The organism is Pseudomonas entomophila (assembly GCF_029478665.1).
In the GTDB taxonomy this organism is placed as follows: Bacteria; Pseudomonadota; Gammaproteobacteria; order Pseudomonadales; family Pseudomonadaceae; genus Aquipseudomonas; species Aquipseudomonas entomophila_F.
The window spans coordinates 22,005-45,956 of the sequence record NZ_JARPQB010000015.1; the positions used below are offsets into that span (position 1 = coordinate 22,005).

Below are 23,952 nucleotides of genomic sequence, written 5' to 3' on the forward strand. Positions count from 1 at the left end.
CCTTGCTGGCGAAGGCCACACCGCGGTCCCGCGTCGGACCCGGTTCGCCAGCAAAGCTGGCTCCTACAGAGCCCGGCGCGCCCCCTGTAGGAGCGGCTTCAGCCGCGATAGGGCCGGCACCACCACCCACGGCCCCACGCTTTCCCACACCCACCTCAGGGTTTCCCCCATGGCCGAACCACCCCTGCCTTAGTATCATTTCGCCCTTACGGACCACCCGGGACCCCGCGTCCCCCGCCTAGGAAGGCCCTTTCACGATGTCTGCCGCACCCGCTAGCGCCGAGCCCACCACGCGCGAAATCCAGATCGCCATTGCCCCCCTCGACACCCTCCTCAGCGAAGACCTCGGCGCGGCCGCCGCGTCCGTCGACCACTGGCTGCAGGAAATCAGCTACGGTCTGGTCGATCTGCAACTGCTGCGCCAAGCCGCCGAAACGGTGCCGGCCATGGCCAACGCCCTGGCCTGCGTGGACGCCCTGATCGACATCCTCGAACTGGTCGAAAGCCCTTCCCCCGACCCCCTACTGTGGGTCAGCCTGGGCATCAACCTGATCGGCATCGTCCCCTATCCACCCGGCCTGTCCCGCGCCCGCACGGTGCTGCGCCCGGTGCTGCAGCTAACCCGCCAGACCCTGCGCCGCCGCCCCGGCGCGCACATCGGCGCGGTGATCCTGGAAATCATCGACGGCCACCTGCACGCCAATATCCGCGGTGCTCTGGAGCACTACGTGCGCGAGGCCTTGGCCCAGTTGCCGGCCATGCTCAGCGCTGCCGCCGAGACTGCGCGCCTGCTGTTCAACAGCCTGGCCAAGACTATTAGCGCCGCCGCCCGTGGCGACCTGGATGCCGCCAGCAGCCACCGCCTGGCCCGCGCACAGATGGCCCAGGTGGCGCTGTACGACTCGGCCCTCGAAACCGACGCCTGGCGCCTGGCCCTGTCGGCCTTGGCCAATGCCACCGAGGGCAGCCTCAAGGACGGCTACAACAGCGTCGCCCGTCACTTCAGCGGCGAGCTGGACACCCTGCTCGGGCCGCTGATCCGCACCCTCGAGGACCTGGCCAAGGTCGTGCCCCGCCGCCTGCAGGCCCTGGGCAGCGCCGGTATGGAAAACAGCATCGCCTGGCTGCTGACCCGCCTGCTCGAGACCGTGCTGGCCAACCCGCGCCGCCCAGGCATGGCCGTCGCCATCCGCCCCGGCGTCACCCACCAGGCCCGGCATGTCCACGCGGAAGGGCCGACCGAGGTGGTGCGCAGCCAGGTTCGTGCCAACAAGCAGCCCAAGCCCGAAAAGAACGGCCCCTGTGCCTGCACCGGGTTCAGCATCGGCCATGTGCTCGGGGACGAGACACTGGCCCATCAGGATTTCAGCCTGTCCGGGCCGTTCCCGGTCAATTGGACGCGGGTGTACAACTCGCGGCTGGCCAAGCTGGACGACGGCAGCCTCGGCGCCCGCTGGATCACCGAATTCACCACCTGCCTCGATGTCATGGACAAGGGCGTGGTGTTCCACGACAGCGACGGCCGCAGCCACGACTACCCACTGCCCAAGGTCGGCAAGCCGCACTACGACCCGATCGAATATGTCAGCCTGGTGCGCACCGCCGAGCAGCAACTGGTGTTGCTGCGTGGCCTGGACCGCCGCGAAACCTATGCCCGTCAGGGTGACCGCTTCTACCTGACGCATATCCAGCTGCGCAGCGGCGCCGGGGCAATGCTGCACTACGAGCACCAGTTCAACGGCCGGCCAGTGCTGTCGGACATCAACACCTATTCCGACAACGACCCCGAAAAAGTCCACCTGCAACTGGGCACCTTGCTCGATGACCATGGCCATATCCAGGGCCTGTGGCAGGTGGTCGATGGCACGCCGCTGCGTCAGCTGTGCGGCTACCACTACGACGCCCACGGCGACCTGATCGCCGCCCAGGACGAGCACGGCGCCGCCTGGCACTACCAGTACCGCCAGCACCTGATCACCCGCTACACCGACCGAACCGGGCGCGGCATCAACCTCGAATGGGACGGCAGCGGCCCGCACGCCAAGGCCATCCACGAATGGGCCGACGACGGCAGCTTCGAGACCCGCCTGGCCTGGGACCCGAACATCCGCCTGACCTATGTCACCGACGCCCACGGCCAGGAAACCTGGCACTACTACGACGCCCTGGGCTACACCTACCGCCTGGTCCACCCGGACGGCCGCGAGGAGTGGCTGTTCCGCGACCAGCGCAAGAACGTCATCCGCCACGTCCACCCCGACGGCAGCCAGGACCGCTACAGCTACGATGAGCGCAGCAACCTGCTGCAGCACATCCGCGCCGACCACAGCACGGTGCACTACGCCTACGACGATCACGACCAGCCGATCAAGCTGCGTGATGCCGAGGGTGGCTTGTGGCTACGCGATTATGACGAACGCGGCAACCTGGTCGAGAGCATCGATCCGCTGGGCCACAAGACTGAGTTCGCCTACACCCCGGCCGGATTGGTCAAGGCGATCAAGGATGCGTTGGGCAACGAAAAGACACTTGCCTACAATGCCGCCGGACAACTGCTTGAGTACACCGACTGCTCGGGCAAGACCAGCCAGTGGACGTACAACGCTTTCGGTCAGCTGACTGCCTTCAACGATGCGGCGGGCAACAAGACCGCCTACGAGTACCAGGCCGGTCAACTGGCCAAGGTCACCCACCCGGACAAGACCGAGGAGCGCTTCAACTACGACGCCGAAGGGCGTCTGCTGGCCCATGTCGATGCGCTCGACCGCTGCACCACGTGGTCCTATACCGCCGCAGGTATGCTCGCTGAGCGCATCGATGCCAACGAACACACCCTGCGCTACCGCTGGGACAAGCTCGGCCGCCTGATCGGGTTGGAAAACGAGAACACCAGCAAGGCCACCTTCCTCTACGACCCGGTCGGTCGCCTGCTGCAAGAAACTGGCTTCGATGGCCTGGTCACCCGCTACCAGTACGACCCGTACAGCGGTCGTCTCGCCTCGACTCAGGTTGGCCAGCGCCGTATCGAGCTGACCTTCGACCCAATGGGCCGATTGAGTGAGCGCACGGCGCGTCTAGGCAACCAAAGCCAGAGCGAAAGCTTCGCCTACGACGCCAATGGTCAGCTGATCCAGGCGGTCAACGCCGCCAGCAAGCTGCAATGGTTCCACGACGAAGCCGGCAACCTGACCCGTGAGCATCAACACTATTTGGCCACCGGCACGCCGATGGTCGCGGTGTGGCAGCACGAGTACGACGCGCTCAACCAACGTACTGCAACGATTCGCCCGGATGGCCACAAGGTCAGCTGGCTGACCTACGGCAGCGGCCACCTGCTCGGCATGACCCTCGACCAGCACGAGATGCTGGCCTATGAGCGCGATGACCTACACCGTGAAGTCGTGCGCCATCAGGGCAATAAACTGATGCAGACCCAGGCCTGGGACCCGGCCGGGCGTTTGCAGGAGCAACTGCTGGGCAGCCATGACGGCCAGTCCACGCTGCTCAAGCGCCAGTACCGCTACGATGCTGCCGGCCAACTGAGCAACATCCACGACAGCCGTCGCGGGCCGCTGGAGTACCAGTACGATCCGGTGGGTCGCTTGCTCAAGGCCACCAGCCGCCTGGGCGCGGAAACCTTCGCCTTCGACCCAGCCGGTAACCTGCTCGACCAGAAAACCCAGGAGCTGAACCGCCCGCTGGAAGCCGACCCACGGCGTAACAAGCTGATGGACAACCTGCTGCGCGAGTACGCCGGGACCCATTACCGCTACGACGAACGCGGCAACCTGGTCCACCGCCTGCACAACGGTGCCCATGCGCATTTCACCTGGGACCTGTTCGACCGTCTGGCCAGCTACAACGACGACAAGCTCAAGGTCGACTACAGCTACGACGCCCTGGGCCGGCGCCTGCACAAGCATTCGGTGGCGCATTTCTGGGACCGCCCGGAAGCAGGCACCGGCTGGAACCAACTGCAACGGGCCAAGCGTCAACGTGAACTCGGCTGCGGTTTCACCCTGTTTGGTTGGGACGGCGACACCCTGGCCTGGGAAAGCTCACCGCCGCGTGATGACGGCGACAGCGGGCGCATCGTGCATTACCTGTACGAGCCAAACAGTTTCGTGCCGGTCGCCCAGGCTCTGCGCAAGAGCCCGATCCGCCTTCACAAGCAACCGGACTGGAGCCAGCGCGAGTACGACTTCGATCAGGATCCGTTGTGGCACACCGAGGTAAAACCACAGGCGTTCGACGCGATTGCCTGGTACCAGTGTGACCATCTCGGCACGCCGATGGAACTGACCGATGAGCAGGGCCACGTCGCCTGGACCGGACAGTACAAGGCCTGGGGTGAGGTGCGTGAGGAGCGCTCGGCGTGGGCCAAACAACATGGCCTGGGCAACCCGCTGCGCTTCCAGGGGCAGTACCACGATCATGAAACCGGGCTGCATTACAACCGCTATCGGTACTATGATCTACAATCAGGAAGATTCATTAGCCAGGACCCCATCAGCTATAGAGGTGGTCTGAACCTATACGCCTATGCACACAATCCGATCGAATGGATTGATCCCTTCGGGTTGGCAGGAAACCGAGCCAATCGTCGTGCAAAAGTGATTCTGGAAAACCTGGATACGTCGAGTGGAGGCCATGCTCATTCGAGGCATGGCGCACAGACGACCTTGGCTCAGCAAGAACATCGGGCCAAGACTGGCATACCGCCGGATTGCCCTTGTGTGAAAAAGCCCAGGCCTGTCGACTCTACTCGATTCCTGAGTCATGTAGATCAACTGGATGCAATACAGCGAGCTAAGGCGCAAATGAATAGAGATGGAACAAATAAGGTCATTATCGTTATGAATAGGACGATTGGTGAAGGCTACCGTAAAGGTGGTGGCAATTTGGAAAGCACCGCTTCTGTTACTGTGCTTCAGCGAAACCAACAAATTGTTACTGCGTACCCTCAATTATGAGTAAGTGTGTATATCTAAGATCGCCATTGTTGATGTACTACTACCTGGAGGCAATGACGGACGATGAGATTGCGGATTTCGAGATAAATAATATTGAGCACAGGGAGCAGCTATATTGTGAGCTCAAGAAAGAGTTTGATGGTTTTGGCGAGCTAACAAAGGCCTCAATAATTGAGGCGCTTGAGCATATTTACCTAGAGGAAGATTTGGATAAGTATTGGCGGTGTGTCATTCCGCACGCAGTACCGCTTGATGACGTGCTGGATAAACGAGATTATATGCGGGGTTTATTTGTTAGGCTTGCTGAGAGAGAACCGATGGCCTCAGGCAAGGTCTCGGCGGAAGTGAAGTTGTGTGATCAATATAGCCCTGATCTAAATGTAAGGCACTAGCTTATTTTTATTTCGGGGCAAGCGAATCAGGGATGCATCTGGATAACACAAAATCCGAAGGGATTGACATCAAAATCAGAGCCAGGAAGGTACACATGGAACGTAAATGCTCGAAGACTATTTAAGCAACAAGGCAGTCTATCACGAACTTGAAGTGCACTTCTTAAATCTATCTGAGACTGAAATGGCAAAATGCGGTGCTAAAAAAGAAGCATCCAGGCATCCGCATTATAACAATTGCTGCACTGACGACACTCATCTCATGAATGCGAACCCTATATTTTCAGACAAGGCCTTGGTAACTGGAGATATTTTGCGCATTTCAATTTACGAAGAAATAGCCGAATATACAGTCATGCACAAAACGCGAGGAGATAATGACGAGTTGAAATAGCTTTTTCTTGCAATAAAAACAACTGACACAGAGCGTGCAAGACAAGATGTGTCAAGCTGGATACGCCTGCAGGTGCCATCAGGCGGCTAATAAGTTACAAGAGTGGATTTTAGATTGCAGTCGAGATTTTTCTGAAAGATTAATTTCTCAAATGTTATATGAGTGCCCGTTTCGTATATGCAAGAAGCCGGGCTGGCATTCGAGAAGGTATTCCAGGTCAAGACCTTTAGTTCAGAGTGATCTCTAGCTTTATGCGAGGGCGCGATGAGTCAGACGTTATTGGAATTTGTAAAATCATTTATGCGTAACCGGCTGTCCGCCACGGCATTTTCCGAGGCTTATATGGAGCTATGGAAAATCGAAAGAGATAGCAAGGCGCTGCTCAAAGATAGCACGGCATTGAGTGAGTGCTTATCCAGTATCTTTTGTGCGGCTGACATGTATTGCGAAGATGCCGAGTTACGCGATGAGCACGAATTTGATCAAGAAAAGTTAAGATGTGAAATAGCAAGGTTTTTGAGAACGCTGGATTCGATGTCAACAAACAACCGTTAACGGCTGGCGCGAGTGCTGCCAGGGTGCGCATGAAAAAAATCACAGAAAAGATTTTTCTTGAAATAATGGAAAGCCTCTCGAATACACAGCAACAACTGGTTGAGGCCTACCTGCTACTGGCAAAGAATGAAACCCACTGGCCTAGACAGGGGGCGGTAATGGTGAAGCAGGAAGCCTGGGCGTTCAGGAAGCACGGAGCAGGCGTATGCTTCGAAAAACGCGCCACAGGTGAGCTAGTGGATGCTCATGATGGCATGGAGGTAAACCCAAGAAAGCTCGATGTTTGGAGAGTGCAAGGTTATCTGCAGTCAATAGAGGCAGTGGGCATTGAGATTCGTGGAAAATGCTATAACTCACACAGTGATGAGGATGTCGAGTTGCTTCTGCGCTTATGCCTTTTCAATGATTGGCCATTTGCAAATGGCGTAAGCTGATGCTTAACCGTTTTTAAGACTGTCGGCCTGTCTGTCACTAGGGTCGCTATATAGCTACTGGCTCTTCTCGCGATGACGATCTCCCCATGATGCAAATGCTTTCATTTCCAATGTATAACTCAAGAGGCTCGAGAGTCTCGCTCGAAGATGTGTTAGGGTTCATTCCTGAAAACACATGGATCTGGTACATTCTTGATTTTTATGGGATGGGTTGTCCTTCACCTGAAAGTACAATGGACTCATTTGAGGCGCGTATTCGATCTTCGGAGAATGGCATTGCTATGACAGGGGCTGAGCTGAACATTTTTGCACGCTCACTGGACCAAACAAGAGACCTACAACTGGTTGCAGCTAAAGTTGGAAAAACCATCTGCCGCAAAGAAATAGAGGCCATGAATTTTTGCAAAATAGAAGTATCTATTGAAGCAATCGATAGTTCCGAGTGGCTCATCTGGACGCGTGACACCCTATTGCATGATCGCATTCGGGGCCAGCTTGACGATTAAACCCATTAACTGATCTATATGGATGCAGCCAGCCTGTCAACTTGCCTTGTTATCAATAAAACTTTACAGGTGAACGGCATGCTTGACATTGATGTTTCTGGTAAAAATGGAATGCCAGTAATTTAAGAGGCTTTTATGACTGTATCAGGCGATGTAATATCCATTAAGAGCGAGCTTCTCAAGATATCAAACAAAGGCGGCGCTAAAAAAATATTCGCCGAGGCGAAGAAGTTCGATGACTTGATTTCTAATTTTGAAAATATTCCAGATGCCTATTTTGGTCTTTGGCTCGATATTCTCTCTGATCCCGAGCTTTATAATAAGCAAGGTATGCATGTATTTGTTATGAATCTTCAGATTTGTATGCATGCTCTCTCTGAGGATCAAAAGGAAGGTGCGTTGCACGCCATATTGAGCCACTATTCGAATTACAATAACTTAGATACCTGCTGGCATGTGGGGGACTTGATTGCTCGCTGCTATAAAATGCAGAAAGCACTAAATTGTTTTAAAATTTTATTCCCCGCTTCTACTGAGCAGGGGCGAAAGGGTATTGCACTTGGGTTAGACGTACTTAGGCGGCAGGACAAAGGCGCGAAATCAAAGAGGATGATTGAACAGATTCTCCGTGGCGACTGACAGTTGAGTGTACTATTCGCGTTAAAGGGGTCAAACCGAAATTTTTACTAAAAGCGGACGTATTTATTTTTTCTGTCTTTTAGTAGGAAGAATAAACATGTCCACTTTTCGCATGTCAAACATGCCGGTAGAAATCCAGATATCTGGGGTGAAACTACAAGGTCAATGGCTACCTGGAACGATCAGACTATGAGGCACTTTCGGGAGATTTCACGGGACCCAGGTGAATCCAAGCAAGTTGCAACCGATAAAGGGCTTAACTTTATGGAGAAGCGGCTGCCTGATGGTCGCGGTGTCCGATTGAATATGGACGAAACTTTCAAAGGTTTTATTGATTTAGCATTTATACCTGAGTCTTATGAGATTACTCTTCAGAAAGTTTCGAAATGCGACTTGCATGCCTTGCTGGAACACATAGAGATGGAATCTCAAACTCTCTCTGGCCTAGCTGTTTCTGAAGAGTTTGGAGAGGGCACCTCGGCGGGAATTAACAAGAATTTAATTGATGAGCACGGTCGCATTCTGAAGCGTGTAGACGTTACTGGTGCTGCCCACGCTGGCGTGCCAACACCCCACGTACTAGAGTATGGCAGGAACACTTTGCCAAATGGGGTAGTCAGAGTAAACTCTCCATCCTCAAAATTGCCGCCGCGCCCAGCAACTGCAGAGGAAATACCATGAGCAAACTTCATTCCACTCCGGACTTTGGAAAGCTGGAAAAGTATGAATCATGGCGAGAACAATGGGAAAACCCATCAGATCTCAACCTTTTCTCATACCTTCGTAGTGAATGCCATCCTGAGGATACCTTGATCGTAAGCAAGTTGTTATTGCCCGACATGCTATGCGTCGACGACGGTGTATTTCTTGAGCTCTCATTCAATGAATCCACCTATCTATCGCTTAAAAAAAAGGGAGAATGCACCTCAAGCATAGAGCAAAGCATGAACCACACATTACTCTACGACATGTATGATGGATGCCCAAGCAATGTGTCAGATGAAGTATTCGTAAGACTGTCGGTGCTACTAAAGTACTCTTGGGATTTAGTTCTGCGCGATAAATTCCCTGAAAAACAGTTCACCATAACCATCGAAAACAATATTGACGACTATGGCCCCTCAATCACCTTCTACCAGTGCAGCACATAAAACAAGGCGCCGACTAAAGTCTAACGACCAACCACCGTGCATTACCTATACGAACCGGGCAGCTTCGTGCCGGTCGCCCAGGCCCTGCGCAAAAACCCGATTCGTTTGCACAAGCAACCGGACTGGAGCCAGCGCGAGTACGACTTCGATCAGGATCCGTTGTGGCACATCGAGGTGAAACCACAGCCGTTCGAGGCGATTGCCTGATATCAGTGCGACCACCTTGGTACGCCGATGGAGCTGACCGATGAGCAGGGCCACGTCGCCTGGGCCGGGCAGTACAAGGCCTGGGGCGAAGTCCGCGAGGAGCGCTCGGCGTGGGCCAAACAGCACGGCCTGGGCAACCCGATTCGCTTCCAGGGTCAATACCACGATCACGAGACCGGGCTGCACTACAACCGCTATCGGTATTACAACCCAAGAAACGGAACGTTTATAAGTCAGGATCCAATCGGCTATTTAGGGGGAGGGCATTTTTACGAGTACGCGCCCAACCCCGCCATGTGGGTAGACCCACTGGGCCTGGCTCGTGACTTGTCAGGATGCGACAAATCAAATCGACCGTTAAGCAGTAGTCAATACTCGGTGCTTTACGAGGTTCAGCTTACTCCTGGCCAAGAGATCGGTAGTGACCCATCCCATTTCAGGGAGTCTAATCGACAGCTCGATGCGGCAATGAAAAATGATTCACATCTCAAGAAAATGATGGATCAACACACCCTGGCGTTTCTGATCATGTTGCAGCAGGCCCTCGAGGCGGTTACAAATCGAGTGCACCGAAAGGCTTTACTTGGCATCGTCACCCATGCCGCAAAGGTGTGCTTCAATTGGTACCAATGCCGCAACATCGGGCCCCCGGGCCGGCCCAGAGCGTACTGCATCCGGGAGGGCAAGGCGGCAAAAAAAATTGGGGGGGAGGACGTACTAGATGATGAAACTCGAAACACTTGAATCTGTGCTTGCAGGCATCGACAAGCAACCGTGGGATTTTGCACTTTACATGCCTCATGGAGTCCCTTGGAACAAGGATACGCTTTGTGCCGTACTTGATCCCGATGACTTCGAAAACGAGCCGAACCCTGACAGGCCAAAATTCGCACTGGACTATGACCTGCATTATGCGCTCGCCATCGAGATCATACAAAGCATTATCGAAAATGCCAAAGAGCAACGACCACGGGCGAACGCTTTCGAACTAGCAGATGCATTTATTTACTACTATGACAACGACGCTTACATAGACTTATCCAAAAGCAAAAAAGGATAGTAAGATTTCACGCCGTACGCGCCGAACGAAGAGCAATCCTCGCTCGGCGGCCTTAGTCAAACAACCCTTCAGGAATCCACTATGAAACCGACTTGGATTTTCACTGGATCAGAGTAGGCGGAAAGGGGACGGATTCGTTTTTACTCTAATTGCTACCTAAGCGGGACCTAAGGGGCCGCGAAATTAGGTGATACCGACTGAAGAGAGCAGTCCTATTCAATAGGCAATCTAACGAGGAGGCTGACTGGCAATAGTCGGTTCGTGGGTGACCCTATGCGAATCATCGGAAATTTATTGATATGATGAAGCAGAACGGTTCGAACCTAGAGTGGAGAAAAGAAATACGCCCCCTTTTCCCGTTCGATTGAATATGGGCGGGACCTTCAAAAAATTTATTTATTTATTCTATGTCTGAGCATTATGAAATTATTCTTCAGCAAGTTGAAAAAAGCGACTTGCATGCATTGCTGAAATGCATAGAGACGAGATCTCAAACCTTCTCTGGCTTAGCTATTTCTGAAGAATTTGGAGGAATGGACTCGGCGGGAATTAACAAGAATTTGATTGATGCTATTGTTGCCCATGAGGGAGATGTGTGCATGACGGAGCATTTGCATGAGTTTAATGCTTCAGGAACCATACGCCTTCCTCTGGTTTTTTTGAGAGTCATTAAGTACAAGGGCGAAGTGGATGTTGAGCTGTCTTTCAATGACGCCCCGTCGCTTGATATTGACCGCGTAATGCTTGCCATGCAGGGGTATGCCGATGAACTATCAAAGAAATTTCATATAAAGGAGTTCTACGGCGGGCTTGAGCCTGCAGCGGATATTGATACTAGATATTTTACTGGCAATACTTTAGATCCTTTGGATTGAAAGGCTAGGACAGGGTCTGAGTTGAATACTTTTGCACGCTCACTGATCCAGACACCAGACTTGCAACTGGTTGCAGCTAAAACTGGAGAAATCATCTGCCGCAAAGAAATACAAGACATGGGATTCTGAAAAATCAAAATGTTTATTGAGACAGTCGACAGCTCTGAGTGGCTCGCCTGGACGCGCGACACCCTATTGTATGATCGCACCCGGGGGCAGCTTGACGATTAAATCCATCAACTGATCTAGATAGATGCAGCCAGCCTGTCAATCTGCCTTGTTATCAATAAAATTTTACAGGTGAACGGCATGCTTGACATTGATGTTTCTGGTAAAAATGGAAAGATCACCTTCAATGACTTTGTTTTTGATGATCGTCAATCCCTCGGCTTATGTCTGGACGATTTAAAAGAAGACATGCTGCAAATCGAGTTTCCCGGAGATTTGATTTTGGACGTAGGGTGGCGACCGTCCTTTGACATCCGCGGTGGCTTTCACATCTTGCTGATCAAGAATTACGACTGGGAAAAGCCGATTTATCACGGTTTTGCCAGAACAGCTGAAACACTCAACGCCAAAATTTCTGAGGCGCTCCTGCTGATATGAAGCACACGCCCAGACCTTGAGGCGTAACTTCCTGGGCCTACACGTCCGGCGTCAGTTGCAACAGATCAAGCAACACGACAGTGGGGGCGACGCCTGCCGCCCCGTGAGGTATCGCGTCGCAGGATAGAGCCGTTCTGGCCTCAGTGCCTCATACCCAGCTCCGCATCATCCATCAGCGCCTTGGCCAGCGCGCTCAGGTAATACGACGCCCAGAGCAGTTGCGGCTTTTCTTCCATGATCCCGGCAATGGTCAGATCGCGCACGCAGCCCATCAGTTCCGAAGCCTGTTCCCGAGCGTGCTGGCAGGGGATGCCGGGTTCGATGCAGAACAGCGGGTCAGTTTGGCCTTCGCCCTGGTAGAACTTGGTTTTGCCTGCGGTGGTGTTGGGGGTGGTGTTGTCTGTGGTCATTGTTTTTCTCCCTGAAGTTGTCGGTGCCTGGGTGGGCCCTTTCGCCGGCAAGCCGGCTCCTACGGGTGGAGCGTGGCGTTTTTCGTAGGAGCCGGCTTGCCGGCGAACAGGGGGTGCGGGCTAGTGCAGCGCCTGCGGAGCCTTGGACATCTGCACCTGGATCAACGCCGATTCGAGCAGCACACGCAGCGATTCGACTTCATGCATCGACGCCATCATCAGGATGGTGGCCGGTGACCTGGGCTGGGCGTGCACGGCCTGGTGGGCCACGGTCAAGGCGCACAGGGCGTACTCGGTGGCCTGGATGAGGGTGTCTTCGAGGGAGTGAGGGTGATGGGGTGGATCGGGAACGATCTTTAGCATGGTCATAGTCCTGTTCGTGAATGAGGACTACCACAGCCTGCTGTCAAACAAGAAGGTGACAGCTGTACATGGGTTGACAGACCGGTGAACACGACCAGAAACCGGCGCACACGAGGTGCCCCACGCACAGCTGCCATAACGGCAAGGCCATGCGGTCTGTTCAGAGCGGCCTGTCAAAGCCGGTCGCTGATTCAAGCGACCCGCCGAGACTAGAGCCGCGCCAGAACGACCGCAACGAAAAAAAGGCGGCGGGAGTATGTTTGGGAAATGGACTACAGGAAAGGGGTTAAATCTGATTTCCAGGCCAGAAAGGCAATCCCGTACCGGATTGCCTGGCTCGGACCAGGGCATTTGCGGTGCCTATGTTCGCCGGCAAGCCGGCTCCTACAGAGCGGCCTGCAAGCGCGCTACAACGCCCCCGCCGGCTTGCTGCCCGACACCCGCCAGCGCACCTCGGTGATGCCATAGCGCTCGGCCATCGGCCGGCTCATTTTCCGGATCTTCTCGCGCCCGAACTTCGGGATGATGCCGATACCCGCATCGCAACTGGCCCAGTGCCAGGCCTCGGCGTTGTCCAGATGCTCCAGGCGGATGACGAAACTGCGCGGCTGGCTGTGCAGCAGGTATTCGATGACGTACAACTGGGGACTTGGCATTGCTCGCGGCCCTCCTCTTCTCCTTGGATGACGCCTTCATTGATCATCGGTCGCCGGTAAAGATTCAAAAAAATTGTCGGACACGTTCAGGCATGCACGCTCCACTGGGTGGCGTCCGCCTCGATGGGCACGTCGTCGATGGCGTGGATCAAGCCACAGGCCAAGGCTTCCTGCGGGTCGAGAATTCGAGGGTGGGCCATCAGGTAGCGCGGCACATCCAGCACCTCGCCGGCACCCGCCGTGCGCTCGGCGACGATCTGAGCATACAGGCGCAGGTCGTAGTCCAGGCTCATGGCGTACTCCGCCATGCGCGCGTGGTCCACCGAGCCGTGCAGGGTCCAGTGGAACGGGTGGAACAGGAACTTGCTGCAGGCGCAGGCCGTGCGCTGCGCGCCGGCCAGGAACAGGATATTGCCCATCGACTCGACCGTGCCGAGGTTGTGGGTGTGCACCGGCACGGGCAACGACAGCAGGAAGTTGTACAGGGTGAAGCCATAGCTGCATTCGCCGCCCATGGTGGCGATGTTCAGTTGCAGCAGGTCCGCGCCCTGCTGCAGGGCCCGCGAGCAGGTGTTGATCAGGTTGCCGCAGGTCGATGAATTGATCGGGCCGGTGTAGTGGATGATGTGCCTGGCCATACCGTTCTCCAGAGTCAGTCCTTCGAGTGATCGTCTGCGGACGCGCCGCCAGGTGCCTGCGCGCCGCGCTCCCCCATCCGCTGGTACTGCTTGCGCAAGGCATGCAACGCGGCGGGGTCAAGGTCTTCGAGGTCGAGCAAGGCCTTGTGGGCGCGATGGGTGGTGCGCAACAGCTCGTCGATCTTGATGTGCAACTCGTCGTTATCGCGGTTCTGGGTGTTCTGGATGAGGAACACCATCAGGAACGTGATGATGGTGGTCGAGGTGTTGATCACCAGTTGCCAGGTGTCGTTGAAGCCGAACAACGGCCCGCTGACGCCCCAGGCCAGGATCAGCAAAACGGCGACGGCGAAGGTCAGCGGGCGCCCGCTCCAGTTGGCCAGCCATTGGGCGAAACGGTCGAATCTCATGGTGTGCCCTCTTTTCATCCCAGCCACGGCAGGGAGACGGTAAGCCCGAGCCCCGCCCTGCGGTGGAGGGGCAATGGCGGGACAAAGTTCCAACCAGCCCGTCGCCCTTGATGCCGCCCGCTTGTCTGTCGCCCTGAACCTGGCCGCCGCCCACCGGGTCGCAACCCAAGACGCCTGGAAAAATTCGGGAAGACCGCGTGAACAAGCCCCTGGCAACGCCCCGCTCCATCGACGACACCCAGGTACGACACCTGACGGTGATGACCCTCAACGTGCACAAGGGCTTCACCCCGTTCAATCGGCGCTTCATCCTCCCCGAGCTGCGCGAGGCCGTGCGCGCCACCGGGGCCGACCTGGTGTTCCTCCAGGAAGTGCATGGCAGCCAGCGGCGGCATGCCTCGCGTCACCCAGGCTGGCCCGAGGCGCCGCAGTACGAGTTCCTCGCCGACAGCATGTGGCCGCAGTTCGCCTACGGCCGCAACGCGGTCTACCCCCATGGCGACCATGGCAACGCGCTGCTGTCGAAGTTTCCCATCCGCGACCACGTCAACCTGGACGTGTCGGTCCACGGCAACGAGGAGCGCGGCCTGCTGCACTGCCTGCTCGACGTGCCAGGCCAGGGGCCGGTGCACGCCATCTGCGTGCACCTGGGCCTGCGCGAAGGCCAGCGCCAGCGCCAGGTCGAGCTGCTGCTGGCGTTGCTCGGGCGCCTGCCGCCCGCCGAGCCGGTCATCGTCGCCGGCGACTTCAACGACTGGCGCCTGAAGGCCGATGCGCTGCTGGCCGGGCACCTGGTCGAGGCGTTCGGCACGCCGGCGCGCAGCTTCCCGGCACGCCTGCCGCTGCTGCGCCTGGACCGCATCTACCTGCGCAATGCGCGCGCCGAACAAGCCCGGGTGCTGTCCCGCTACCCGTGGTCACATTTGTCCGACCATGCCCCCCTGGTGGCGGAGGTGACCCTGTGAAACAGGCCTGGCGCGAGGGCAACCATGTCGAACTGCTGATCAACGGCGAGCAGTACTACCCGCGCGTGTTCGAAGCCATGGCCCAGGCGCGCCAGGAAATCCTCCTGGAAACCTTCATCATCTACGACGACAAGGTCGGCCAGCCCTTGCGCCAGGCCCTGATCGACGCGGCCCGGCGCGGGGTGCGGGTCGAGGTGGCGGTGGACGGCTACGGCACCGCGGACCTGCCCGACGATTTCATCGCCTCGATGACCGAAGCCGGGGTGCGTTTCCACTCGTTCGATCCGCAACCACGGCTGGCCGGCATGCGCACCAACCTGTTCCGCCGCCTGCACCGCAAGATCCTGGTGATCGACGGGCAACGCGCGTTCATCGGCGGCATCAACTACAGCGCCGACCACCTCGACGATTTCGGCCCGCAGGCCAAACAGGACTATGCCGTGGAGGTCGTCGGCCCGGTGGTGGCCCAGGTGCACGCGTCCTCCTGCCGAATGCTCGCACCGGTGCTGGATGCCGCCAGCCAGGTCCAGCCGGGCTGCATCGCCGCAGGCCCGGCCAGCGCCATGCTGGTGGAGCGCGACAACCGGCGCCATCGCAACGATATAGAGGTCTGTTACCTGCAGGTCTTCCGCGAGGCCAAGCAACGTATCGTCGTGGCCAACGCCTACTTCTTCCCTGGCTACAGGCTGCTGCGCGAACTGCGCAACGCCGCTCGACGCGGGGTCGAGGTGACCCTGATCCTCCAGGGGCAACCGGACATGCGCTGGGTACGCGCGCTCTCGCGGTTGCTCTACAACTACCTGTTGCGCGACAACGTGCGCATCCACGAGTACTGCCCGCGGCCGCTGCACGGCAAGGTGGCGTTGGTGGACGACGACTGGTCCACGGTGGGCTCGAGCAACCTGGACCCACTGAGCCTGTCGTTCAACCTCGAAGCCAACCTGCTGATCCGCGACCGTGCGTTCAACGAACACCTGCACCAGCACTTGAGCCAACTGACCCGGGAGTACTGCAAGGCCGTGACGCTGGAGCGCATGGTCCGTGGCTACTGGTGGCGCGCACCGTTGATCTTCCTGGGTTTCCACATCACCCGCTATTTCCCGCGTATCGCCGGTTGGTTCCCGGCGCACCGGCAACGCCTGCAGTCGCTGCCAACCGACAGCGAGGCCCCGGCCGACTACCACGGGGGCAAGACCTGATGACCACGCCACGCTGGAAGACCTGGAGCAAACGCCTGCTGACCGTGCTGTTCCTGGTGCTGGTCCCGGTGCTGCTGTTCACCCTGGCGCGAAACCTGGACTGGCGCGAAGTGCGCCAGGCGCTGCTGACCTACCGGCCCTCGACCCTGGCCCTGGGGTTGCTGCTGGCCCTGTGCAGCTACCTGGTGTTCGCCAGCTACGACCTGCTCGCCCGCGCCTACACCGGCCATCGCTTGCCGGCGCGCCAGGTACTGCCGGTGGCGTTCGTCTGCTATGCGTTCAACCTCAACTTCACCACCTGGGTTGGCGGCGTGGCCCTGCGTTATCGCTTGTATGGCAGGCTGGGCCTGGATACCGCGACCATCACCCGCATCCTTACCCTGGGCCTGTTGACGAACTGGATGGGCTACCTGCTGCTGGCCGGCACGGTGTTCGCCCTGGGCGGGGTCAGGCTGCCGGAAAGCTGGACGGTGGGCGCCGGCGGCCTGCGCCTGATCGGTGTACTGATGGTGGCGGTCGCGTTGGCTTACCTGTTCGCCTGTGCCTTCGCCAGGCGGCGCACGTGGGAGCTGCGCGGACATGAAGTCACCCTGCCGAGCCTGCGCCTGGCGTTGTGCCAGCTGGCCCTCGGAGCAAGCAACTGGGCGTTGATGGCCGCCCTGATCCACCTGCTGCTGCCCGCTGAGCTGTTTTATCCCTCGGTGCTGGGCGTGTTGCTGATCAGTTGCGTGGCGGGCGTGGTCGTCCATGTTCCCGCAGGGCTCGGCGTGCTGGAGGCCGTGTTCCTCGCCCTGCTTCACGGCCAGCTCGGCCAGGGCACGCTGGTCGCCGCGCTGCTGGGCTATCGAACGTTGTACTACCTGATCCCGCTGCTATTGGCGGTGGTGACCTACCTGATCCTCGAGAAGCGCGCCAAGGCCTTGCGCCGACAGGCCGGGCCGGCCCTCGACAAACACTGACGCCATGAACAGGGGCGCTTGCAAGGACTGACTGCGCGGCGCAACGAAGGTCTACTCGATTTCACCCTGTGGCAACCCGGCACTTGGACAATGCGCGGCCATGACCTGCCTGGCCACCGCCCGCAGCGCCTCGCTGCCGGCCAGGCCGTTCTCCCGAGCCTGCGCATACACCGCGCGCTGGCGATCGGCACTGGTGCCTTCGCGCAGGATGCGCCGGGCCTGCATGAACGAGCGTTCGGCATCGGCGCTGTCGGCCGGCAGCCATGCCTGCAATTGCGCCAGCCAGCCTTCGGCGCTCACCGGTTGCTGGTCGACGGCACCGATGAACGTCCCTCGACGGCCATGCCGTGCCGCGCGCCAGTAGTTCTCCTGGGTGATCCAGCGCACCTCGCGGCTGATGGCCATGCCGTCGTGGCGCGCCAGGGCATGCTCCACAAGGTGGCGGAACAGACCAGCAATGGCCAGCCCATCCTCCAGCCGCGGGCAGCCGTCGCAGATGCGCAGCTCCACCGTCGGGAAACGCCGTGACGGCCGGATCGCCCACCAGAAGTCGCCGTCCTCGGCCAACGTGCCGGTGCGCTGCAACAACGCCCGGTAACGCAGGTACGCACCCCAGTCGGCCAGGGGTTCGGGCAGGCCCATGTGCGGCCACTCGCCACAGATGACCCGCCGATAGCTCATGTAGCCCGTGTCCTGCCCGCCCCACAGGGGTGACGAGGTGCTCAGCGACAGGAACAAGGGCAGCCAGTACAGCACGCGGTTGATCAGTTGCATGCGGTCGGTGCCGGCCGGCACGCCGACGTGCACGTGCAGGCCGTTCAAAAGGCTGCGTCGGGCGACCAACTGGTAGTCGTCGAACAGCTGCCGGAAATGCGCGGTACCACGGGGATGCTGGCGCAGCCACTGGGCGCTGGGATGGCTGGCCGCGCCGTACAGGCCGACACCGAAGTCGGCAAGGGCCTCGCCCAGGCGCTGGCGGCTTTCGCCCAGGAAGCTTCGCGCCTGGTACAGGCTGTCGAATACCGGCGAGACCACCTCGATCTGGCTGAGGAACATCTCTTCGGCGAATGTGGCCCCCAGCACTTCCCGGCAACGTCGGGCCACTGCCGGCGCAGGGCTGGCCAGCACTTGCCCAGTGGCCATGTCGGCCAACAGGTATTCCTCCTCGATGCCGAACGTGCAGGGAAGCACCATGGCGGCGTCAACCGTTGCGGGTGACCGTCAGGGCCACCGCCGCGATGCGTTCGACCTGCTCGTAGCCAGGCTCGAGCAATTGTTCGCCAAACACATCAGGGTCGAGCTCTTCGTAGACCCAGCTGAACGCAGGCCCCGCCAGGCGCAGGCGGGCCGCCTCGAGCAACGCATCCCGGCCGTCGACGACGGCGACGCCCGTATAGAGCAACAAGGTGCCACCGGGTACCAGGCGTTCGCAGGCCTGCTCGACGATGCGCAGCGACAGCCCCGCGCCCAACCTGCCGCCACCATGGCGATAGACACGCGCGCTGGCGTCGAGCATGTAGGGTGGGTTGGCCACTATCAGGTCGAAGTTGCCGCTGACGCCACCGAGCAGGTCGCAGGCTAGCGGCGAGACATTGGCGACGCCGGCCAATGCGGCGTTGACCGCCGTGTAGCGCAGGGCCAGTGGGTTGATGTCCACGGCGGTGACCTGGGCATGCGGGGCTGCTCGGGCAATCGACAAGGCCCCGACACCCGTGCCGCATCCGATGTCCATGGCATGCCGTAACGGGTGAGGACAGTGCTGAAGATGGCCATGGATGACCCGGACGAACCGGTGGCTGTCCGGACCGAAGAACACCGCGTCGTGGCTATCAGTGGGCCAGGCCGAATGAACCAGCAGCAGGTCGTCCAGGCTCGACCAACGCACCGTGCTGCGTAACAGGTCACCTTGCTCCAGCAGCACACCCGCCGCCGTCAGCAGGGCCAATTCGTCGGCACTGATCAATGAGGGGGCGAACGGTCGGCTCCAGCCGAACACATCACGCAGGTTGCGTGCGTGGCGCGCCTCGGGCCGCTCATTGACCCGGGCCTGGGTGGCCGGGGTCACGCACGTGAAGCGGTAGCCGTCGGCGCGCAGGCGCCGCCCCAGTTGCAACAGGGCCTCGTCAGCGTGGGCCGGGTTCTGGTCGAGCGGCATCAGCCCTGCCCTCCGCTGGCCAGCCCCGTGGCGATGATGTAGGCACGGGTGGCCTGCAAGCCGTGAGGCAAGGCATGGCGGTTGCCGGCCATCGCCTCGATGGATTGATCGATATCGAACCCTTGCTGCCCCGCAGGCCGCTCATCCTCCAGGGCCAGCGCGTTCTCCCATTGTCCCGGCGGCACCCGACGAACCTCGGGGCCCTGCCAGCTGCCGGCAATCCAGTCATGCCAGAGCTGCTTCTCATAAGCGTTGAATACCCCGAACATGGCCGCGGTGGGGCCCTCGATCAGCGTCCACAGCCGGCTTTGCGCGGGGTCTGCGTCGCGCTTCACCCAGCCTTGCGTCTGCAGGGCATCAAGGAACGCGGGGATTGAACCCGGCTCGGCGAGCCATTGGTTGACGGTACGTCCCTGCAGGCGGCAGCGGTCCGAATGCATGAATTGGCCAAACACCCGCTTACGCTGCAACGCCGCGAGCAGTTCGGCCTGAAGGTCGAACGAGGCGATCAACGTCGGCGTATCGATGCCAAGGTCGTTGAGCCGGTAGCCGTGGCGGACACGCAGGTAGAACGCGCCGCCGTCATCGCTGGGCAACAGCAGGCGCAAGCTTTCCAGCGAACGCCGGGCGTGGCCGCTGGCCGCATTGTCGATGGTGACGTGAAGCTGGAAGTAATGGGCGTCGATACCCAGTTCGGCCAGTTCGTGCGTGGTGATGAGCAAGTGCAGCGGCGGTTGCTCATAGCCCAGGTTGTAGCCGATCACTTCGGGCAGGAAGCGTTCGCCGTGCTGGCCCAAGGCAAGCTGCACGGCACCTTGCAGGTAACGAGCGGGGGGCAGTGGCAGCCCTTGCAGGCAACCCAGATGGCTGAGCAGGCGCTGGTAGACCAGCACATGGTTGCAACGCGCGTCTCCATCACCCAGCTCTTCGAGGTAAGTGCGGATCAGCCCGTGGAAGCGCGGGTCACGCCAATGGCGCAGGGTGCCGTGCAGCCAGGCGCCGTCGACCGCCTTGGTCGGCGCTACCTGTTGCAGGAACCACAATGCCTGGGCGCGAGTGGCGAAATAGCGTCGCCCCGCCCCCTGACACCGCTGCCGCAGATAGGCCGCATGCTCGCGGGCGACCTGCGCGGCACGGGCAGTGGCCCATTCGGGCAGAAGGTCGGGGTGGTCGGGCAAATCGTCTTCCAGGGTGCTGACGCGGCATAACAGCGCCTCCAACCTGGCCTCGGCCTGAATATCATGGCCTTCCAGCAATGCCCGGTATCGATGCGCCAGTCCATGGGCCGAGCTCGGGGCGGTCACCTTGAATGCGGTGTCATGGGTCAGTGCCACCATGGCAGGCACCTCGCTTGTCGATTCTGTGATGGGGCTTCGGGAGAGGTTGGTTTGCTCCAGGCGGCGCGATACGGATGGGGTGTTGTCCTGAGGGACTACGCAGTGCCAGGCGAACCCGGCACTGCACGCCCGTGCTTACGAACGGCCGCCCTTGCGACCGGATTCGGTGTCGCGCTGGCCGCCACCCGCGCTCTGGCCGCCCTTGCGGCCTGCCTCGGAGGCTTTCTCGCGGTCGTTGGCGAAATTGCCCGGGTTCTTCGATCCACCCTGGCTGCCGGTTTTGTGGCTGTCCTCGCGACCGGTCATGTTGCTGTCTTTGTTGGCCATGGTTGCAAAACCTCATATCGCTGAAGGGATGCACGGCGGTATGCCGTACATGGGTTGGGAGTACGGCGCAAAGTACGGATTCGGTTTATTCCGCGCGGATCGGACCGGTGGCGCTAAACATGCGGCCACGCTGTATTTGGGGCACAAGTGGACGCCGCCGCGACCGCGCCGGGATTGACCCTTGGAGGAAAGCATCTTAACCTTTACAAACCTACCGATAGGTAGGTTGATTTTTCGCTTAAATGGATCCCCTTCATGCAGTCCTCCAACCTGCGCTTCGCCGCTTCCCTCGCCTTGATCGGCGCCCTCGGCCCCTCGGCCATCGACATGTACCTGGCCAGCCTGCCGGAGATGGCCCGCGGCTTCGCCACCGGCTACCCCCAGGTGCAACTCACCCTCACCGTGTTCCTGTTGGCCATGGGTATCGGGCAACTGCTGTTCGGCCCGCTGGTGGACGCGCTGGGGCGCCGTCGGCCCTTGCTCGTCGGCCTGCTGCTATTCAGCGTCACGGCCTTTGCCGCGGCGGCCGCCCCCACGCTGGAGGCGCTGCTGCTCGCTCGTCTGCTCCAGGGCTTGGCCAGCGCCCTCACCCTGGTGGTGATCATGAGCATGGTCCGCGACGTCGCCGAAGGCGCGCGGGCAGCACAGATCTTCGCCCTGCTGATGACCATCGAGGGCCTGGCGCCGATTCTCGCCCCGGCCCTCGGTGGCGTGGTCGATGCCGCCTTTGGCTGGCGCGCGATCATGCTGGTGCTCGGTGCGCTGGGCATGCTGACGCTGCTCAATTCCAGCCTGGCGCTGGGCGAAACCCTGCCTGCCGAGAAACGGGTACGCCTGGCCCCCCGGCAGATCTGGCGGGCCTACGCACGGATCGCCACCGATGGCGGGTTCCTGCGCCCTGCCCTGGCCCTGTCGGCGGTGTTCTTCTTCCTGTTCGCCTACATTGCAGGCTCCGCGTACGTCTATCAGCAGCACTTCGGGCTCTCCAGCGCGCACTTCGGCCTGGTGTTCGGTGCTTGCGGCGTGGCCATCCTGCTGGGTGCGGCGTTGTCCGGGCGCTGGGTGACGCGCCATGGCGTGGCGCGGGTGGCCTGGTGGGGCGCGCTGGCGATGGGCGGCGGCGCGCTGCTGGCGGTGGCTGGTGGCGTGGCCGGCGGCGGGCTGGCGCTGCTGCTGGCGGGGGTGGCGCTGGCGTTGTTCGGCCTGGGGATTTGCGAAGCCACGCTGATGGCCTTGGCGATGTCCTCGCAACAACGCGACGTGGGCTCCACGGCGGCGCTGCTGGGTGCCTTGCAGTTGGGCATCGCGTCGAGCGCCACGCCCCTGGCCGGTTACCTGGCGACCCTGGGGCCGTTGCCCTGGGCCTGGCTGCTGGCGGTGGCCGCGGTGGTCATCGTCGGTTTGACCCGCGCCGCCCTGGCACAGACAATCAGCGCCTCGCACTGCAGCGTCAACCCGGAGTGACCGCCTTGAAAACCCTTTCCCCTTCCGCCGCGCGCATCTGCGACCACGCCGTCGAGCACTTCGCCGAGCATGGCTACGACGGCTCGTCGCTGAACGAGATCGCGGCCCTGGCGGGCATGCGCAAGGCGTCGTTGTATGCCCATTTCGCCAACAAGGATGCGCTGTTCGTGCAGGCGTTCGAACGGGCGCTGGCCGATGAGACGGCCTATGTCGAGGCGGGTTTCGTGCACGAGACGGCAGGCAAGGAAGCGCCGGGGCACTGGCACCCACTGCACCTGGCCGAGCGCTACGCCGCCTCGGCCAACCTGCGCTTCGTGCTGCGGACGGCGTTCCTGCCGCCCGCGTCGATCCATTCGGTGGTCACCGGCGGCTTCGAGCAGTACCTGGAGCGGATCCGCCTGGGTTTCTGCGAGGCGCTGCAGACGCGCCACGCCTGGGCGCGCAGCGATGGCAACAAGCTGGAGCTGTATGGCGATGCGTACCTGGGGATCATCGACAGCCTGCATGTGGAGCTGTTGTACGCGAACCCCGCGGTTTATGCGCGGCGGGCGGCGTCGTTGCTGAAGATTCTCGATGATTCGCTGCAGCTCGCCGCGTGCCCCATGGATTCTGCGCGCCCCCTGTAGGAGCGGCTTCAGCCGCGATGCAGACACCGCGGTACCTGGCACCAGCGTTGCTGGTGATCGCGGCTGAAGCCGCTCCTACAGGGGTTGGGCACGGGCTCAGGGCCTGACCTTCTTCAGCTCGTTCAACAACCCCATCAACTGCTCCAGCTTGTCCGCGCCGAACTGGCGCTGGATCTCCTGGTAGTTGCGCTCCATCTCCTCGCTCATCGCCAGGAACGCCTGCTGCCCGCGCACGGTCAGGCTGATGAAGATCCGCCGCTGGTCTTCCGGCGATTTACGCCGCGCCACCAGGCCGTCGCGCTCCAGGCGCTTGAGCACGCCGCTCATGCTGGGTTTGAGGATGCAGGCCAAGTCCGCCACCTGGTGGCTTTCCAGCTCACCCTGCTGGCGCAGGATGCGGATCACCCGCCATTGCTGCTCGGTCAGGTCGTGGGCATTGAGCGCCGGGCGGAAGAACGCCATGGTCGCCTCGCGGGCTTGCAGAAGGGTCAGGGTCAGGGAGGGGCGTGGAGTAGTCATCAGGGCAGATCGAAAGGCCGTTTTATTAAGATATTAATAAAGTGAAAACCATTTCACCCCGCCCTGTCCAGCACCTGTGAAAAGTACCAGCGCCTCCCGCAAAACGCCATTTTCCCGCATCCACCGTGGTCG

At 59.9% G+C, this 23,952-nt stretch carries 27 protein-coding genes and 1 pseudogene; 18 read left to right on the forward strand and 10 right to left on the reverse strand.

All coding sequences use genetic code 11. The annotated features are described in order from the left end of the window. Positions 1-257: 257 nt before the first annotated feature. The 13 genes and pseudogenes from P5705_RS09930 (at position 258) to P5705_RS09990 (ending at position 11,792) form a co-directional block, all read left to right on the forward strand. Complete coding sequence (locus P5705_RS09930) at positions 258-4,973, forward strand: RHS repeat-associated core domain-containing protein (protein ID WP_277460650.1); 4,716 nt, start codon at positions 258-260, stop codon at positions 4,971-4,973. A 32-nt stretch (positions 4,974-5,005) separates the two neighbouring features. Next, the gene (locus tag P5705_RS09935; RefSeq protein WP_277460651.1) at positions 5,006-5,365 is read left to right on the forward strand and encodes a hypothetical protein; all 360 of its coding nucleotides are present in this window, start codon (positions 5,006-5,008) and stop codon (positions 5,363-5,365) included. A 106-nt stretch (positions 5,366-5,471) separates the two neighbouring features. Next, on the forward strand, positions 5,472-5,759 hold the full coding sequence (locus tag P5705_RS09940) for a hypothetical protein (protein WP_277460652.1): 288 nt from the start codon (positions 5,472-5,474) through the stop codon (positions 5,757-5,759). A gap of 264 nt (positions 5,760-6,023) precedes the next feature. Further along, positions 6,024-6,314, forward strand: a complete 291-nt coding sequence (locus P5705_RS09945) for a colicin immunity domain-containing protein (RefSeq protein WP_277460653.1) — start codon at positions 6,024-6,026, stop codon at positions 6,312-6,314. Between the two features lie 29 nt (positions 6,315-6,343). Then, entirely contained in the window at positions 6,344-6,748 is a 405-nt protein-coding gene (locus P5705_RS09950; RefSeq protein ID WP_277460654.1) for a DUF6896 domain-containing protein, read from the forward strand. Between the two features lie 86 nt (positions 6,749-6,834). Continuing rightward, positions 6,835-7,254 (forward strand): hypothetical protein, encoded by a 420-nt coding sequence (locus tag P5705_RS09955; RefSeq protein ID WP_277460655.1) that lies wholly within the window; start codon positions 6,835-6,837, stop codon positions 7,252-7,254. Between the two features lie 135 nt (positions 7,255-7,389). After that, positions 7,390-7,893: a hypothetical protein gene (locus P5705_RS09960; protein WP_277460656.1), complete on the forward strand. Its 504-nt coding sequence runs from the start codon at positions 7,390-7,392 to the stop codon at positions 7,891-7,893. Positions 7,894-8,058: 165 nt separating this feature from the next. Continuing rightward, positions 8,059-8,574, forward strand: a complete 516-nt coding sequence (locus tag P5705_RS09965; protein ID WP_277460657.1) for a polymorphic toxin type 24 domain-containing protein — start codon at positions 8,059-8,061, stop codon at positions 8,572-8,574. Next, the gene (locus P5705_RS09970) at positions 8,571-9,044 is read left to right on the forward strand and encodes a hypothetical protein (protein ID WP_277460658.1); all 474 of its coding nucleotides are present in this window, start codon (positions 8,571-8,573) and stop codon (positions 9,042-9,044) included. Before P5705_RS09965 ends, P5705_RS09970 begins: the two co-directional genes overlap by 4 nt. A gap of 33 nt (positions 9,045-9,077) precedes the next feature. Beyond that, positions 9,078-9,575 (forward strand): annotated as a pseudogene (locus tag P5705_RS09975) (RHS repeat domain-containing protein); the annotation flags it as partial. Positions 9,576-9,972: 397 nt separating this feature from the next. Next, positions 9,973-10,311: a DUF7716 domain-containing protein gene (locus tag P5705_RS09980; RefSeq protein ID WP_277460659.1), complete on the forward strand. Its 339-nt coding sequence runs from the start codon at positions 9,973-9,975 to the stop codon at positions 10,309-10,311. 407 nt (positions 10,312-10,718) lie between these two features. Next, a complete protein-coding gene (locus tag P5705_RS09985) occupies positions 10,719-11,186 on the forward strand; it encodes a hypothetical protein (RefSeq protein WP_277460660.1) in 468 nt (155 codons plus the stop codon). A 309-nt stretch (positions 11,187-11,495) separates the two neighbouring features. Next, on the forward strand, positions 11,496-11,792 hold the full coding sequence (locus tag P5705_RS09990; RefSeq protein ID WP_277460661.1) for a hypothetical protein: 297 nt from the start codon (positions 11,496-11,498) through the stop codon (positions 11,790-11,792). A gap of 140 nt (positions 11,793-11,932) precedes the next feature. Here P5705_RS09990 and P5705_RS09995 read toward each other — a convergent pair whose 3' ends face one another. The 5 genes from P5705_RS09995 to P5705_RS10015 form a co-directional block, all read right to left on the reverse strand. Next, the gene (locus tag P5705_RS09995; protein WP_277460663.1) at positions 11,933-12,202 is read right to left on the reverse strand and encodes a DUF3077 domain-containing protein; all 270 of its coding nucleotides are present in this window, start codon (positions 12,200-12,202) and stop codon (positions 11,933-11,935) included. A 120-nt stretch (positions 12,203-12,322) separates the two neighbouring features. Next, entirely contained in the window at positions 12,323-12,565 is a 243-nt protein-coding gene (locus tag P5705_RS10000) for a hypothetical protein (RefSeq protein WP_277460664.1), read from the reverse strand. 407 nt (positions 12,566-12,972) lie between these two features. Then, the gene (locus P5705_RS10005; RefSeq protein WP_011534233.1) at positions 12,973-13,221 is read right to left on the reverse strand and encodes a DUF6555 family protein; all 249 of its coding nucleotides are present in this window, start codon (positions 13,219-13,221) and stop codon (positions 12,973-12,975) included. Between the two features lie 86 nt (positions 13,222-13,307). After that, entirely contained in the window at positions 13,308-13,859 is a 552-nt protein-coding gene (locus P5705_RS10010; protein WP_277460667.1) for an ATP-dependent Clp protease proteolytic subunit, read from the reverse strand. A gap of 14 nt (positions 13,860-13,873) precedes the next feature. Continuing rightward, the gene (locus P5705_RS10015) at positions 13,874-14,269 is read right to left on the reverse strand and encodes a low affinity iron permease family protein (RefSeq protein ID WP_277460668.1); all 396 of its coding nucleotides are present in this window, start codon (positions 14,267-14,269) and stop codon (positions 13,874-13,876) included. A gap of 197 nt (positions 14,270-14,466) precedes the next feature. Here P5705_RS10015 and P5705_RS10020 point away from each other — a divergent pair, with 197 nt between their 5' ends. From P5705_RS10020 to P5705_RS10030, 3 genes are read left to right on the forward strand one after another with little or no spacing between them, the layout of a single operon-like run. Then, a complete protein-coding gene (locus tag P5705_RS10020) occupies positions 14,467-15,234 on the forward strand; it encodes an endonuclease/exonuclease/phosphatase family protein (protein ID WP_277460669.1) in 768 nt (255 codons plus the stop codon). Then, positions 15,231-16,433: a cardiolipin synthase ClsB gene (clsB, locus tag P5705_RS10025; RefSeq protein ID WP_277460670.1), complete on the forward strand. Its 1,203-nt coding sequence runs from the start codon at positions 15,231-15,233 to the stop codon at positions 16,431-16,433. Before P5705_RS10020 ends, clsB begins: the two co-directional genes overlap by 4 nt. Beyond that, complete coding sequence (locus P5705_RS10030) at positions 16,433-17,392, forward strand: lysylphosphatidylglycerol synthase domain-containing protein (protein ID WP_277460671.1); 960 nt, start codon at positions 16,433-16,435, stop codon at positions 17,390-17,392. The genes clsB and P5705_RS10030 overlap by 1 nt, the downstream gene beginning before the upstream one ends. Positions 17,393-17,443: 51 nt before the next feature. Here P5705_RS10030 and P5705_RS10035 read toward each other — a convergent pair whose 3' ends face one another. The 4 genes from P5705_RS10035 to P5705_RS10050 all read right to left on the reverse strand — a co-directional run bounded on the left by P5705_RS10035 (position 17,444) and on the right by P5705_RS10050 (position 21,211). Beyond that, positions 17,444-18,586, reverse strand: coding sequence for a carboxylate-amine ligase (locus tag P5705_RS10035; RefSeq protein WP_277460672.1), 1,143 nt, complete (start codon positions 18,584-18,586; stop codon positions 17,444-17,446). Positions 18,587-18,593: 7 nt separating this feature from the next. Then, positions 18,594-19,547: a class I SAM-dependent methyltransferase gene (locus tag P5705_RS10040; RefSeq protein ID WP_277460673.1), complete on the reverse strand. Its 954-nt coding sequence runs from the start codon at positions 19,545-19,547 to the stop codon at positions 18,594-18,596. Continuing rightward, entirely contained in the window at positions 19,547-20,884 is a 1,338-nt protein-coding gene (locus P5705_RS10045) for an iron-containing redox enzyme family protein (RefSeq protein ID WP_277460674.1), read from the reverse strand. The genes P5705_RS10040 and P5705_RS10045 overlap by 1 nt, the downstream gene beginning before the upstream one ends. Positions 20,885-21,019: 135 nt before the next feature. Next, complete coding sequence (locus tag P5705_RS10050) at positions 21,020-21,211, reverse strand: general stress protein (RefSeq protein WP_277460675.1); 192 nt, start codon at positions 21,209-21,211, stop codon at positions 21,020-21,022. 255 nt (positions 21,212-21,466) lie between these two features. On the opposite strand from P5705_RS10050, the gene P5705_RS10055 reads away from it, so the two are divergent. Together P5705_RS10055 and P5705_RS10060 are read left to right on the forward strand one after the other, a co-directional pair. Further along, entirely contained in the window at positions 21,467-22,675 is a 1,209-nt protein-coding gene (locus tag P5705_RS10055; protein ID WP_277460676.1) for a Bcr/CflA family efflux MFS transporter, read from the forward strand. Between the two features lie 5 nt (positions 22,676-22,680). After that, a complete protein-coding gene (locus P5705_RS10060; protein WP_277460677.1) occupies positions 22,681-23,301 on the forward strand; it encodes a TetR/AcrR family transcriptional regulator in 621 nt (206 codons plus the stop codon). Between the two features lie 96 nt (positions 23,302-23,397). On the opposite strand, the gene hpaR is transcribed toward P5705_RS10060, so the two are convergent. After that, complete coding sequence (gene hpaR, locus P5705_RS10065; RefSeq protein WP_277460678.1) at positions 23,398-23,820, reverse strand: homoprotocatechuate degradation operon regulator HpaR; 423 nt, start codon at positions 23,818-23,820, stop codon at positions 23,398-23,400. Between the last annotated feature and the right edge of the window lie 132 nt (positions 23,821-23,952).